Here is a 14,039-nt window from a genome sequence, read left to right on the forward strand (position 1 = left end):
AGGATAAGCTTATGTCGGCGTTGGGTCGTGAGGTGGAGCGTCAACTTGAGGGGATGATGGAACAATTTTGCCTGCTTTGGCGGCATCAAAAATGATTGTTCCATTATCTTCAATATTCATAATATTTTCGAACCGGTAACTTTCTTTGATATTTTTTATTTTGTATGTTTTGCGTGCAAAAATATTTTGCCGCGTAACATCATCAATTCCGTTAATATAGAGAAAGATACGGAAACTCTCTTTTTGAAAATCGTCACTACTCATCTGATAAAATGGACTTTCTTCATTAATTGCATGACATAATTCATGGTAATATTGCAGAATAGGAATAAAGTTTTCTTTGAGAGTTATTTGTTCAAAAATAGGTTTTGCACTTTTGTCTTCACATTGGACGATCCGTAAAAGGGTCATTTCTGAATTTAACGAGATAACAGAGTTTTTGCGTTCATTAATAATTTGGACGGATAGATATTTTATCCCGCCTTCCTCATAAACGACGATATCATCACTGATATTAACACGTGCTGGGATACGCGTGAAACGAGCAAAAATAAGACCTGTGACGACAGCGTTGACCAAAATACCTGTAAAGAGTTCGATTGAAACAATGGTATGAGAGATGGCTTGGGTTGGTGCCATAAAGCCAAAGCCAACTGTGGATAGGGTTTCGATACTAAAGAAAAATAAGGTAAGAAGGCTGGGGTTTTTGATGGACGATATTTCTGCCCATTCAGGGTAAAGAAGGGTCGCGAAAAAAAGGCAGATAACGCAATAAACCAGAAAGGATAAAAATGAAAATTTCCACCAAGATATTTGAATAAAATAATGATAAAGGTCATTCTTAATATTGTTTTTTATATTAATACTGACGATATCATCGTGGTTTAGATAGATTTTCTTTTTTCTGACTTTTAGTATCGAGCTCTTATCATATAGTTTTTTGAGAAAATTGTGTGATTTTGTATGATTACTGTGGTCATCTGGAATATCGTTTTTAGGTGGTTTTTCCATTATAATCCTCGTGGTCTGAGCATGATACCTCATTACAGAGTGCCATCATATATTGAAGTTTAGGAGAGGAAAGTTGGAAAGAATATAAAAAACATATTTAGAACAAGTATATTTTCTGATGAACATATCTAATATAATCATATTTAACGATGAGAAAATCTTGACCTTACTATGCAAATAAGGAGAAGGTTGTTCTTATATCGTTACAACATGGCATTCTTGCGTGGATTTTTCTATGAAAGCATACATTTACGTCTTATTAATATTTTTATGTGCCGGTTCTGCATTTTGTTACAATAAATGGAATGACGTTGATAGATATATGACACTTTATGCATCGGATATTAAGAATAGTCTAAAAAATCTCGAAGCAAAAATTGAAAAAAATAAAAGTAACGATACCGATTTATTTGAAATAAATTCTGGATTTCATCAGAGTGTAACGTTTAATCCCTGTGTATCAAAAGTCACAAATGATGAAATAAAAATGATAAAAAATGTACCTTATTTCGTAAGCACAAATATATTTAATAAAAAATTAGATTCTAATAATGCAAAAATTATTCCACATGTATTACTTGCTCAATTGATAAAAATTGAATATTATAAGATATTGGAAAATGTTTTTAATGTTGAAAGTCCACCAAGATCATGTAAGTTTATAATTGATTATATTGAACTTGATGATTACGGAAATCCAAAGGAGAAAAATACTTATTCATTTGTGATGACATATGAAAAATTTAAAAGGATTAATAAAAATTATACAACAGATTTCAAATTGGAAAATATAGCTTACTCTTTTGATGTAAATACTGATTTTGGAGGGAGTCTTTTATTGGAAAGTATAGCAGCTATTGGTTTGCTTCGTTAAATATTATTATTGTAATGGTTTTATAACTATATTGGTACGTTATGCTGTAGCGTGATTTTTTATGTTCTACAGCATAATGAAACTGCATTATGTGAATAAAAATCTTTTAGGTCTTGTTAGGACTTGAATAACAAACAACCTTCGACGGACCATCTCTGCGATTTTCTGTCGGCATTAAAATGGTGCGAAATGGTGTTTTCTACCTTCTGAGTTTAGTCCCTGGTGGATTGCCGCCCAGTTGTTCATTCGATGGTCGAAGCTTGGTGTCTGGCAGCGTCTCTTTGAACGGGTTAGCAGCAAGGATCAAGCATTGGGTGCGGTTTTTCTTGATGGAACTGTCATACGTGCCCACCATAAGGCGGCTGGGGCGGCTAAAAAAGGGGGTACAAAGACGGCCACAGAGATCGTGAAGCTCGTGGTCGATCACGTGGGGGGGGGGCATCAAGGTCTGTGTAGCCGCTGGCGGACGTGGCCAGGCTCTGTCTTTCACGCTGTCACCCGGACAGGCTACGAATGGTCATGTGCCTATGCTCTACGTTCTCATCTGTCCGCTCCGCCTAATTTATGTGGTCTGCGACCGTGGCTATGCCTCACATAAATTCCGTGACTCTCTTTGGACCCACGGGTCTCGTCCCGTTTCTCGCCACGCCAGAACGATCCTAAAGTTACTTGCCCCAAATGGGCTTCCAGACACCGGCATCTTGTTGAAAATTTATGGGCACGGATTAAAGAGTGGTGGGAATGATTTTTGGAGGTTGGTCGCAAAAGGAGTGGCTTTCCAGCGGGTTGATGCTCTGTGATTGTTCGTGCGTGCAGGTTGCCCATAGTGATGGAAATATGAGCGTAAGAGCATATGCATATAAAGCCTTATTGAGCCGTTTGCCGTGATTTACCTACCGGATTTGCCCATGGTAGGCTTGCGATCTGTTGTCGTGGCCTCAAGTTCCTGCCGTGGTTTACCTACCGATTTGCCCATGGTAGGCTTAGCTATGATATAACTTATTGATATTGCTGTTATTTCTTTCATTTTCTGGATTAAAAATCACAGCAATATCATTTGTTTTTCCCCGGTTTTTTCCGTTTTTTTAGCAAATCCAAGCATAATCTCCATTCGTCCATATTGTTTGTCTGTGATATGAAGAGCGCGGACACTCCCTTCCCGTGGGAGGGCTGTGCGGACGCGCCGGAGATGCTTCTCTATGCTGTCTTTCCCCCGCCCGATACGGGCGTAAACGGAGTATTGCACCATAATAAACCCGTCATGGCGGAGGAAGTTGCGAAAGCGCGTTGCCTGACGCCGCTGTGTTTTTGTGCGTACGGGGAGGTCAAAGAAAATCATGAGCCACAAAAATCGGGCCTCCTCGGCTTTCATGGCGTGCTTCTGTCTGCCAGTTGGGGGGATTTCAGCCCTTCGGCTTTACCTTGTGAAAGGGCCTTCACGAGGCTTGTTGTCATAGCCTCACTAGCCGCAAGGACGGTCATACATTCTGTGCCAATTAAAAACCTCTTCCGTGAGGATGTTGGCCATCAAACGGCGCTCTTCAAGAGTAATAGGCGCCGTGTTTGGTTCTGGGTCGTAACGGTAAATCATGCGATCAACAGCCGGGCGGAAAGGTTCTATAAGGTCATCGACAAGATTAAAGGCATTAGTACGGGATGAATGGTGCACGCCAAGGGCTGGGACAAGGCCTGAGGCAACACAGCTCCGGGCAATGGCAGACCGAAGAATAGCATAGCCGTAATTAAGAAGTCCGTTTCGTTTATCGTCAGGGTCTGCCCGTGTGAATTTTGAAAAAAGACGTGACCAATAAAAGCGGGCAGCTTGGGCTTCAATATTTTCTGGGTCTCCTGACATCACGCGACGGGTCATTTGGCGAAGTATTATAGCGTCAGGAGGGTTACATTCTGCCAGAACGGTGGCTTGGTTTTTAATTTTTGCCATAACGAGCTGTTGCCAGAGGCGTTTGCGCAGAGGTTGGGAGGCATCGATCTGGGTGGAAAGAATTTCGGCTTGCGCATGATGTTGATGAAAAGGGAGGAGAAGCCCAGCAGGATGATGTTTTTCATCTGGGATGATGAGGGTAATCCCCCTGGTTACGCAGGCGGAAAGGAGTGCGCCGGAAAGATTGATTTGTGGTGTGTCAAACACCAAGCAAGCGAGATCTTCAAGGGGAATGATGGTTGGCGTAGTGTCTGAGCCTTGAAAGATTGCGAGTTGATGGTCCTTCAGACGGAGTTTGGAGGGGCGGGAGAGGTGCACACTGCGCCATGCCATGTTCGTGCCTCCTGTTGAATGGGAGAGAGCTCTCCAAAGCGGTTGATGCTGTATTTTTGGATGGATGTAAGCGTTTTTGCGCCTATACTTCGGGTCACTGAGGTTGGGTTTTCGGTGCGAGATAGCGCGAAGGACGCACTATATCGATCAAGCCCGGAGAAATATCCTTCAACAATTGTGCCATCGCGTTTGATCACCCGGACATAACTGCGGCGATAAAGGCTAAAGCAGAAATGATGGTCCGGCCCCATCTGTGGCCATTTTTCTTCTGGTTTGTTTTGAGCTGAAGCTCTATCGGGTGGATGAGGCCAACGGGTAGGGTTCATGATTTGATGAGGGTAAATTGGCACAAGATACCATTCTACCTTGCCTGTTTTCCCATATTTTTTGAACACATCCACACGTGTCATATCGCCCCGGTTGGCCGTTCCTTCTCGGACGAGCACAGCAGGCTTATCGGTAGAAGCAACCCGCACTTTACGGATCTCAGGGCCTAATTTCCCCTCAGCGGTTGGGGCACGGGGTGGTTTATCGGCAGGGCGACCTGCCTCAACCCAGGTGCGTAGAACAGAAATAAGCCCGGCATTACGCTCGGGGTCTTTAATATGAGTGAGGTCAGTTTCTTTCAACTTATCAATAGCGCGGCGTTCATAAATAACGGGTTTTGTGCCTTCTTGTCGCACTTGGTAAATCGTGGCCGCATGTCCTTCCCCTCTGGCGCGGCGGCGTTCTGGCCGCACAACGGTGATGGTTTTGAAGGCGGCTTCAAGATCGTGCCGGAAATTATCCCATGGAGGGGCAACGTCTCGCATGGGGCGTGCAAGCCCTTTTTGCTCACATTCTTGAAAAGAACGTGTCAGTTTCTGGATTTCACGTTCATTCACCGCGGCCACCACAACGGCATCAAGTGCATGGTGGCGGTCATCTCTGATACGTTTACCGTCAATTTTCTTGAGGGATTCAACGCCCCATGCATGACGAAGCGCTGCAGTGAGGCCACCAGGGCGTGTAAAAACACGCCGTATGCCCCCTTTCTCTGCACGTTGGCCAGGCGGGTAGAGAAGGCGGGCAGCCTCTGCCATAAGGCGTGTTGCATAGCGTGTATCATTAAGGTTGCGGCTACGAAAACGTTCTTCGATTTCGGCACTGCTTTTGAGAAGAAAATTGCGTTTTTTTAACCCGCGTGTTTCTTTGCGCCCTTCAACAGATGCTTTAAAACGCTCCCAGTCCTCTGGGCCTTTCTTTTGGTGGATCCATTCATACGGGGTTTGATTTTTCTTTTCCTGATTTGCCTTGGCGGTGCAGAGCCCCTTATTGAGGTAGCTATCATCGCCAAAACGAGACCAAGGAAGGATATGGTCGACCTGAACACTATTATCACTGGCGATCAGTGTCTCGGGTGCTATAGGTTGGTCAGTATAGCAGCATCGACCGCCTTGCTCTTTCCAGAGACGGAAGCGCAAGAGTGTCTCGGATGAAATAACGTCCTGGCCAAGTAGCTCACAAGCTTCTGCACGCTCACGCGCGCGTTGTGCCGTGTTTTTCTGGATGCCTTTTTCAATGTCTCGTCTTTTTTCCGCGCTATTGCTGACATCGCGCGCCAGTTCAATATAAATAGCGTCGGGCAATCCCCAGCGATTTCGCATAGCCCAGAGTTGTTTCATACCTTCACTTAGGGCTTTGCGAGCAATAGGGCTGCCAATGCTCTCGCGTACATCGTCTAATAATGCGTTAAATTTTTCTTTCGTATCAATCGTATCGTAATGGCTCAATTGTGAGGCTGCGTGATTATATCCAGCTTTTTGGCAGGCTTTGTCATATGTTAAGCCTTCTTCCAGAAAGGGAATGAGACGCCGTGCGGCTTTGTCAGAAAGGGAGGCCGCGCCTTTAAATTTTGCAAATTTACCTTCATCAACGGCTTGTATAATGAGGGTAAGCACCTCGAGCGGAAGGCCAATGGTTTTGAGCTTTTCATGGATTGTATCGGTCAGTTCATGAAAGCTGATCACCCAAGCGGCTTCATCAAGAGGCTCTGGGTGGGGGAGCATACACTGCCAGAGTGTCTCGCCCAAAATTGACCGAAATGTCGCTGTTCCAGGAAAAGATTCTCCTGTTCTGGCGGCGATATCGTGGTTTTCTTGCTCTGGTGGGATGGTGGTAAAACGCTGGTCATCACGTAAGCCGATCAGGGTGCGGACTTTTTTCACCGTGAGCTTACGGGTTTTCCCGGCTTGCTCATAGGAGAGGCGGAGTTCCTCAGGCGTGAGAGGGCGCTCTATAGGGCCGTCTGTCACACGCAAATTGACGAGACGACAAAGGAGACGAAAGCGCTCGAAAGAGGGGGCGAAGCGGGCGGCACGTTTTTCACCCTTTTCAAAAGGACACTCCCCAACACGGGCGGCGCTATCTTGCAAAGGTTTTTGCCGAAAAGCGATTGCAATGAAAGAATGTTCCAGCTCCTTCGTTGTGGCAGTGTTTCCGAGGCGGCGTTGGGCGGAAAAGAGCGTGCGTGTTTCTGCCAGCACATCATCCCGGCTCATGGTACGGTCAAAAAGACCATCCCGATTTCGGCGCCTGTTCCCATAGAGGGGATCACGGGCGAATATCTCGCCAACCGTGCGATATTGTGCCAATCGTTCTTTTGTCTTTTCGACAGCGCCAAGCATCTTGCCTTCTTCGGCAGAGGAGTTGGTCGCAGCGCGTTTTGCTGAGGATTTAAAACCGCGTCTTTTGGCGATATGGCCAAGCGCAATTGCAAATTCGTGTGGGGAAAGGGGGCGGTCAAGCCCTTTGGCGCGCATTTCCCACGGGTCTAGGCCGGGTTGATGGAGAGCATCAGGCTTAGAGGAGGAGAGCAGCCCATAGGTTTCAAAGAGATGGCGGATATCGGTCATACGTTTGCGACGCCGGCGAATAACGCGACGAAGAAGGCGGTGAGCCCGCCGAATTTGATTGGTTGGGGTGCGCTCTTTGTTCGTCTCTGGAACATCAAAACACCAGCTGCCTAGAGCCTCAATGGCGTTATCAGTATCCGTGTTGCGCAGGACCGCCCAGCCACAAGAACCGATGCCAAGATCAATGCCAAATAAAAAAGACTCTGTGACTGCCGTCATGATTTTTCTGCCCCAGTATTGACAGGAGAAAGTATGCTCCATACTCTCCATAAAAGGCAAATCGGTAGGGAAACCACGGTAACATGGTTTTCCATGTGAAGGATTACCTCTCGTCAGGAGACTGGCGAGAGGGATTCCTCTCTTTTTAGAATATGGCGTGTTCTTTTAACGTGTAATAAGAACATCCTGGTGGCATGACGCCGTAGAAACTAATGTCATAGTCGCTCATCATGGTGTCTTCATAAAATATATCGTTATATTGTCATAACGTTTTTCGTGCATGTCATTCCGAAATGAGGAATGCTGTTCTCCTGCGCATTTATTATCTTATGGCGCTATTAACGTGAATAATGGGGGAGTGTCGGTCCAGTTGAGAGAAAAAACGGACAGAATTGGCGTGAAAGAGACGGTACGGCGATGGTTTTTATCCCGAAAAAAGGCAAAAAACATCATGATAACAAGAAGTTATTCCGGATCTATATCTTACCTTAGGCAAATCGGTAGGTAAACCACGGCACAGTTGTTGTTCTCGGTATGCAGGATGAGATCTTACCTTAGGCAAATCGGTAGGTAAACCACGGCGTTGGCATGACAGTTCACACACTCAACCGCATCTTACCTTAGGCAAATAAGTAATGCTTGATTAATATGATCCTGCTTTTTGGTATTTCTTGTGCCGTATGCGGTGCCACGCTGCTATTGATGCAGCGCCTATAGCCTTCGCGTGGCCCTTCTTGAGGCCGTGGCGGGTTGCCTGTAAGGTGCATTGAGTCATTTTTGAATCCCGTGAAGCGTCTGTACGGGGAGAAGAGGTTTATCGTCTTCTAAACAAAAATTTTACTATTGGGGCAATGAAGATGCTGCTTACAGGCGTTATCTTCCATGATCAGCTATGAGGTGATGACCAGTGAGAGAGGGCATGATGGCCGTCACGCCTCATATGGGATGATATCTTGATATACCTTGCGGGGATCATCGTCTGACGCGGAAAATGTTGATATGCTGTGCTCTAAACATGGACCAATCGTCAGAATTTTATAGGGAAGCACTACTCGGCATAGATGGCGGAGAGAGTGGGATTCGAACCCACGGTACGCTATTAACGTACACACGCTTTCCAAGCGTGCGCCTTAAGCCGCTCGGCCATCTCTCCGCTGAGCGTGCGGGGAACATATCATTCTCCCGTGGAAAGACAACCCCCTGCATGTGCATTTTTGACAAAATTCTTCAAAAGTTCTGGGGATTTATGTCCAGGGTGGGATTCCACACCAGAGGAGACATCAACCGCTGTCGCCTTGCTGGTGGCTATCGCTTGTTGAACATTATGGGCGTTAAGCCCTCCGGCTAATAGCCAAGGGAGAGGGGCGTTCCATCCTTGTGTTAAGGACCAATCAAAGCGTTTCCCAAGCCCGCCAGGGCGCGTGTCATGCTCATCAGCCGGGGCCTCAATAATGAAACGGTCTAGCGTGCTCGCCTGCGTGGGGAGGTCAGACGCTGTTTTGATCCCACGTGCGAGCCAAACGGGAAGGCCCGTTTGTTGTTTAATCTGCTGAGCTATGTCTGGCGTGGTGTAGAGTTGCAAGACATCAAGCGGAACATGCGCGAGAACATCGTTGATCATCTCAAGGGTCGGTTTAACAAATAACCCGACACGTGATGGCCCGCCTTGTTGGGCTGTAGGGATGGTTTGGTGCAAGAGGGCCGCCTGCTCAGCCGAGATGGAGCGCGGAGAGGGGGGGTAAAACACAAACCCCACCCATGTCACCTCTAGCTCGGCACAAAGTTGCACATCTTGAGGCCGCGTTAACCCACAGATTTTGATCTCTGTCATGAAGCCTTGAGCTCAGCTTGAATGGTCTGTGCTGCCTGTGCGGGGTCCGCGGCCCGTGTGATGGGGCGACCAACCACAATCCAGTCCGCTCCGGCCTCAGCAGCTTGGCGCGGGGTCATGACGCGCTTCTGGTCATGGGCTTCACTACCCTCGGGGCGTATGCCGGGCACAATCAGTTCTGGCACCTCACCGAGCGCATCACGCAAGGCTGTAATTTCATGAGCGGAGCAGACAAGCCCATCCGCTCCGGCCTGCATGGCCAACCGGCCGAGCTTCACCACTTGTTGCAACGGCGTGGCATTCACCCCAATCTCGGAGAGGGTTTGGGTGTTCATGCTGGTTAAGACGGTCACAGCAATGAGTTTAGGCCGTTCTGGGTCCCCCGGGAATGCTTCATCCAGCACCTCTCTGGAACGACGGATCATCTCCGCCCCGCCACAGGCATGAATGGTGGTGAGGCGGGGTTTGAGCGGTGTGAGGGCTTTTAGGCCGGATGCTACTGTATTGGGGATGTCATGCAATTTGAGGTCGAGGAAAAGATCCTGCTGTGCCCCAATCGCTTTCACAGCCTCTAGGCCGCATGCGTAGGTGAATTCGAGGCCGAGTTTAACAGCATCAACACATCCACGAAGATCATTCGCCCAACGCTGTGCGGTTGCGTGGTCTGATGTGTCTAGAGCGGCAATGAGGCGTGTAGAACGGCGATTGGCCATGGGTTATTTCTCAGCCATAGGTTGAACGGTCTCTGTTTGAGCAGGTGCTGCTGGCTTTGACGGTGCGGCAGAGGCTTGCGCTTGGTCGAGGCGTTGATGAAGCTCAACAATTTGCTTCTCTAGAGAACGCACTTGATTTTCCGCACGGCGCGCACGGCGGCGTTGACGTAATTCGCCCATCCAGCCAAGCAAAAAGCCGATAACCAACCCAGCAAGAGGGACAGCAAAAATAAAAATCCCGTCTGGCTTAATTTCCCATTGCCACGGACCTAACCAAATGGTCATAGGATCAGTGTTACTGAGGGCGACTGTGGCCAGGAACAAAACAACAAGGACAATAATGAGTAGTCTGAGCATGGGGTATTCTTATCCTGCTTGAAGGAACGCGACAAGAAACATGTGTATGAACACTTGACGCTTATGCCTGTTTCTTTCGACAATGCGTCCCGTTAATCACAATTGTCGAGAACAGATACGTTTGCGTATCAGATAATTAGGACAGAGTCAGGATCATGACAAAAAAATCTGGCGAGAATGCCGTGCGTGCAGCACTTGAGCTACAGCTCGGGGCTCAATATCTTTGTCATGCAGAGATAGATGTGCCGGAATCTCCACAAGTTTTTCTCACTCTTCAGGCCCCGCCACATCTTAATCTTGTCGTGAATCTGAGCTTGCGTAAAGCATCCAATGATGAATCTCTCTATGAGCTACGCCTGGTGCTTGAGGGAACAGGCCTGCCACGCAAGGCTGAAGAGAATGAGGACTTGCCAACCGTTTATCGTGCTAATGTTGTCTATGCCGGTATTTTTGGGCTGACAGGTGAGGCGTCTTCAGAAGAGAAAGAGGCTTATTTGGTGCAAAACGCGTCAGGGTATTTAATGCCAGCCGCGCGTGCGGTTTTGCTCAACCTCATCAGAGAGAGTGGTTTCTCAACCGTCAATCCACAACCTGTTGATTTCCGTGAGTTTTGGCACAGCTACAAAAAAAGCAACTAATTGACAGGGATGATATAACGTGCCGGAAGAAAATATTGGCGGTATACTAGTGCCTCGGTTCCGTCATGATGAGCTAGAGAAGCCATTATGGAGCTTATTCGATGCGAGTTGGTATCGCCGTCGGTATCGGCACGTTATGTCTGAGGAAGAACAGAAAGCGGATGACTATCGCTTAGAAGAGTTGTGGGAAAAGGAGGGTGTTCATCGTGAACGTTCTCCTAACCGTTATTTTGATGAAGCATGGTATTTGCGGCGTAACGATACTGTTATGCGTAGTGTGAAACTAAGCGGTATTTTTGAGAGTGGCTTCCAACATTATATGGATGTTGGGTACCGGCACAGTGCGCCGCATTGGTTGTTTGATTCTATAGAATATTTTCGAAGCAATACGGACATCAGTTACCGCAAAGTCCTGAAAATGGGGTTTGCTAACGGCTATGATTATTTTTTGCGTATAGGCGATAAAGCACGTCAAAGCCCTAATATGTTTTTCCAACAAGATCTCTTTATGGATGAATGTCTTAAAGAAGATGTGGGGTTTGATCTCGAACGCGGTGGGTTTGAGCAGTATCTTTCGTTAGAAAACCCTCAATTAGGGCTCGTCAGAACGACATGGTATTTTGACCCAAAATGGTATGTAAAACGTTATCCTGATGTCAAAGAACAGATTGATAATGGCCAATATATCAATCCGCTACACCATTATTTATCATGTGAAAATGCGCAGGATTTTGACCCTAATCCATTTTTTAGTGAGGCCTATTATCTTAATCGCTATCCAGATGTACGAGACGCTATCGCTCAAGGAGTTTTTCGTAACGGATATGCACATTTCTTAGCATCAGGCGTGCATGAAAAGCGTCAGCCCTGTGAGGCCCTAGACCTCGCAGCTTTTGCGCAAACACGTGATTCATATCAAATGACCCCGACGTTACAGCGGGATAATGCGTTTGTTTTATGGATTAAAAAAGAGGAAGGGCGTCTTCATTTATTGCCTGAAGCGCCTGAAAAAGAGTCTTATCAGCGTGTCGCTGTCAGCCGTGTGGCGTCTGCTTTACCAGCAATATTTCGCTCTCCATTACGTTTTCCCGTCGTTACAGCCCCGGAGCTGAGTATTATTATCCTCTCAGATGGGGATTATTTTTCAGTCATTGCATCGCTCTTGGCGCTTCATGAGCAGGGCTACACAGCGTGTGAGATCATTGTCGTTAGTAGTGGTTCTGCGGAAGAGCATCGCAGAATTAAGCAATGTACAGAAGGGGTGACACTTTTATATCCAGATCAATGGCAACCACGCGAGAAGCTGCTCGCTTATGGTGTTCAACACGTAACATCAGAGACTATCGTTATCATGCAGGCAGGAATGCAGCCTTTATTAGGCGCCATCCAGGCAGTTCAGCATGCGATGGCGGATGCGTCGATCCACGGTGGGACGGGGCAGATTATTGGTGTCGATGGCTATGTTGTCGAAGCGGGGTGTCGTCTTTGGCGTGATGGCCACATTACGCCATGTGGCCACGGTAAAAGCGCTTATGATGTGGATATTGGTCATGAGCGGGATGTTGAAGCCGTGCAGCAAGGATTTATCTTCGCGCGCCGAGACAGTTTACGCCACATTTTACCCGTTATAGAGCGTTGTGGTCTCGCCAGTGGTTTTGCGCCTCTAGCACTTGCACTTCGGGCTCAAGGGCATAAGTTGCGTTATATCCCGGATATCTTGATCAGAGATTTAGGAACAGCCCCGGTATCGCCTGATGCTCTTTCCCAGCAGCCGGTACGTTTGAAGCGTTTTTTTTCACGTCTGTTGTCACAACACGCCCTTCCTGGAAGTGGAGAATGGCAAGCCCCGCGTGCGCGTCCGGTTATGGTCATGGTGTTCTCTCACGTGCCGCATAAAGAGGAAGGAGAGGCGGCAAAACGCATTTTCTATCAGATTGACGCCTTACAGCAGCAGGGATGGGATATCATTGTCGTGGGGCTACGTCCTACGAAAGAAGATCGCTTGTCCATTCCAGTGGATTACCCGCCAGATATCGAATGTGTGGTTGGTACTGTGGATATGGCGGAGTTTTTCCAGTCCAGGCGGGGGAAATTTCAGGCACTATGGATAGGAGGCACTTCTGTTCTTTCAGAGCTTGCCCCGATTTTACAGGCTGAAGCGGCTTCTTTACCTGCGCGTGGGATCATTCTCGATCTTGTTTCTCCCGAAGGAGGGAGCTTGCGGGCAATGGAGAATCATCTGCGCCGTCTTGTGGGCAACCAGGATGATCGAGCGCGTTTGCGGCAAGAAGCGGCAGAAGAACTCTCCGCCGCATGGATATGTCAATGCATTATTGCCGGGGATGAGGCTGAGGTTCAGTTACTGAATGAGCTAGGCTATGATGCTGTTAAACTCCTGCCTCCTGTAGCGGTGAAGCCCGCTTGGGAAGGGGATAGAGAGTTTTCAGAACGTCATGGCCTTTTCTTCCCATTGCCCATTTATCGTTCTGGGGATGCTGTACATGATGGATTTGATTGGTTCTGCTTGCAGGTTGTGCCGCATCTGAATGACTTTTTGCCAGCAGATGTCCCTGTTTGGGTTGGGACGTATCATAACCCAGCGATTAATTTGAGCTTTTATGAGCGGTTTGTGGTGCTTGAAGGGTTATCGTCTCCCAAGCAATCACGTGAAGCGCTGATGCAACAATGTCGGGTGATGGTGGCGCCAACACGAGCTTTCGCGACGCAGCCGTTGGAGGTTGTAGAAGGGGCGGCGTATGGGCTTCCTTCGGTTGTCAGTGCTCCGTTGATGGAATCCCTTCATTGGACGGACCGTGAAGAATGCTTCAATGGTGGATTTAATGATGCACGTCGTTTTGCGCAGGCTATTGCTGAACTGTATCAGAACGAAGAGTTTTGGAAACATGTGCAGACCAAAGCACGCGAGCGTGTTGAAAAAGAGAATACGCTTGCGCGGTTCAGAGAGGTTTTTGCAGACATACTTTCTCTGGCATCGGGAGCAGCACCGATGTCCTTTGATCAGAGCCTAGGGCATGAGCAGCCGTTAGAAAGGCGTTTTGCGCCTGCTCCGTTGCAGTGTCGTCCGATTGGTGGGCGTGCGCATGAGGAAAAAAAGAGTGGGCTGGTTTCCTCTGAAGAGGAGGAAGAGTCAGAAAAGCAAGAATTACCAACCCGTCTTGGGGTTCAATTGAGCCAATAGGCGAGGCTGAAAAGGATAGAATTATAGT

At 47.6% G+C, this 14,039-nt stretch carries 11 protein-coding genes and 1 tRNA gene; 4 read left to right on the plus strand and 8 right to left on the minus strand.

The annotated features are described in order from the left end of the window. Nucleotides 1-9: 9 nt before the first annotated feature. The gene (locus GS501_RS00355) at nucleotides 10-1,011 is read right to left on the minus strand and encodes an ion channel (protein ID WP_160829917.1); all 1,002 of its coding nucleotides are present in this window, start codon (nucleotides 1,009-1,011) and stop codon (nucleotides 10-12) included. A gap of 235 nt (nucleotides 1,012-1,246) precedes the next feature. Between GS501_RS00355 and GS501_RS00360 the strand changes: the two genes are divergently transcribed. Together GS501_RS00360 and GS501_RS00365 are read left to right on the plus strand one after the other, a co-directional pair. Beyond that, nucleotides 1,247-1,885 carry a hypothetical protein gene (locus GS501_RS00360; RefSeq protein ID WP_160829918.1) on the plus strand — a complete coding sequence of 213 codons (639 nt, stop codon included), beginning with the start codon at nucleotides 1,247-1,249 and terminating at the stop codon, nucleotides 1,883-1,885. Between the two features lie 238 nt (nucleotides 1,886-2,123). Next, nucleotides 2,124-2,483 carry a hypothetical protein gene (locus GS501_RS00365; protein WP_160829919.1) on the plus strand — a complete coding sequence of 120 codons (360 nt, stop codon included), beginning with the start codon at nucleotides 2,124-2,126 and terminating at the stop codon, nucleotides 2,481-2,483. Nucleotides 2,484-2,927: 444 nt separating this feature from the next. Here the strand turns inward: GS501_RS00365 and cas2 are convergent, their stop codons facing one another. The 7 genes from cas2 to GS501_RS00400 all read right to left on the minus strand — a co-directional run bounded on the left by cas2 (nucleotide 2,928) and on the right by GS501_RS00400 (nucleotide 10,174). Beyond that, nucleotides 2,928-3,257: a CRISPR-associated endonuclease Cas2 gene (gene cas2, locus GS501_RS00370; RefSeq protein ID WP_160829920.1), complete on the minus strand. Its 330-nt coding sequence runs from the start codon at nucleotides 3,255-3,257 to the stop codon at nucleotides 2,928-2,930. A 90-nt stretch (nucleotides 3,258-3,347) separates the two neighbouring features. Continuing rightward, complete coding sequence (gene cas1 / locus GS501_RS00375) at nucleotides 3,348-4,160, minus strand: type II CRISPR-associated endonuclease Cas1 (protein WP_237442336.1); 813 nt, start codon at nucleotides 4,158-4,160, stop codon at nucleotides 3,348-3,350. Beyond that, the gene (cas9, locus tag GS501_RS00380) at nucleotides 4,112-7,273 is read right to left on the minus strand and encodes a type II CRISPR RNA-guided endonuclease Cas9 (RefSeq protein ID WP_160829921.1); all 3,162 of its coding nucleotides are present in this window, start codon (nucleotides 7,271-7,273) and stop codon (nucleotides 4,112-4,114) included. Before cas9 ends, cas1 begins: the two co-directional genes overlap by 49 nt. 1,062 nt (nucleotides 7,274-8,335) lie before the next feature. Beyond that, a tRNA-Ser gene (locus GS501_RS00385) sits at nucleotides 8,336-8,426 on the minus strand. A 21-nt stretch (nucleotides 8,427-8,447) separates the two neighbouring features. Beyond that, nucleotides 8,448-9,104 carry a phosphoribosylanthranilate isomerase gene (locus GS501_RS00390; RefSeq protein WP_160829922.1) on the minus strand — a complete coding sequence of 219 codons (657 nt, stop codon included), beginning with the start codon at nucleotides 9,102-9,104 and terminating at the stop codon, nucleotides 8,448-8,450. After that, nucleotides 9,101-9,817, minus strand: a complete 717-nt coding sequence (gene pyrF / locus GS501_RS00395) for an orotidine-5'-phosphate decarboxylase (RefSeq protein ID WP_160829923.1) — start codon at nucleotides 9,815-9,817, stop codon at nucleotides 9,101-9,103. The genes GS501_RS00390 and pyrF overlap by 4 nt, the downstream gene beginning before the upstream one ends. 3 nt (nucleotides 9,818-9,820) lie before the next feature. After that, complete coding sequence (locus GS501_RS00400) at nucleotides 9,821-10,174, minus strand: lipopolysaccharide assembly protein LapA domain-containing protein (protein WP_160829924.1); 354 nt, start codon at nucleotides 10,172-10,174, stop codon at nucleotides 9,821-9,823. 155 nt (nucleotides 10,175-10,329) lie between these two features. Between GS501_RS00400 and GS501_RS00405 the strand changes: the two genes are divergently transcribed. Together GS501_RS00405 and GS501_RS10095 are read left to right on the plus strand one after the other, a co-directional pair. After that, the gene (locus tag GS501_RS00405; RefSeq protein ID WP_160829925.1) at nucleotides 10,330-10,812 is read left to right on the plus strand and encodes a protein-export chaperone SecB; all 483 of its coding nucleotides are present in this window, start codon (nucleotides 10,330-10,332) and stop codon (nucleotides 10,810-10,812) included. A 19-nt stretch (nucleotides 10,813-10,831) separates the two neighbouring features. Further along, nucleotides 10,832-14,011 carry a glycosyltransferase gene (locus tag GS501_RS10095; protein ID WP_160829926.1) on the plus strand — a complete coding sequence of 1,060 codons (3,180 nt, stop codon included), beginning with the start codon at nucleotides 10,832-10,834 and terminating at the stop codon, nucleotides 14,009-14,011. Nucleotides 14,012-14,039 lie beyond the last annotated feature (28 nt).

The sequence above is a fragment of the Saccharibacter sp. 17.LH.SD genome (assembly GCF_009834805.1).
In the GTDB taxonomy this organism is placed as follows: domain Bacteria; phylum Pseudomonadota; class Alphaproteobacteria; order Acetobacterales; family Acetobacteraceae; genus Saccharibacter.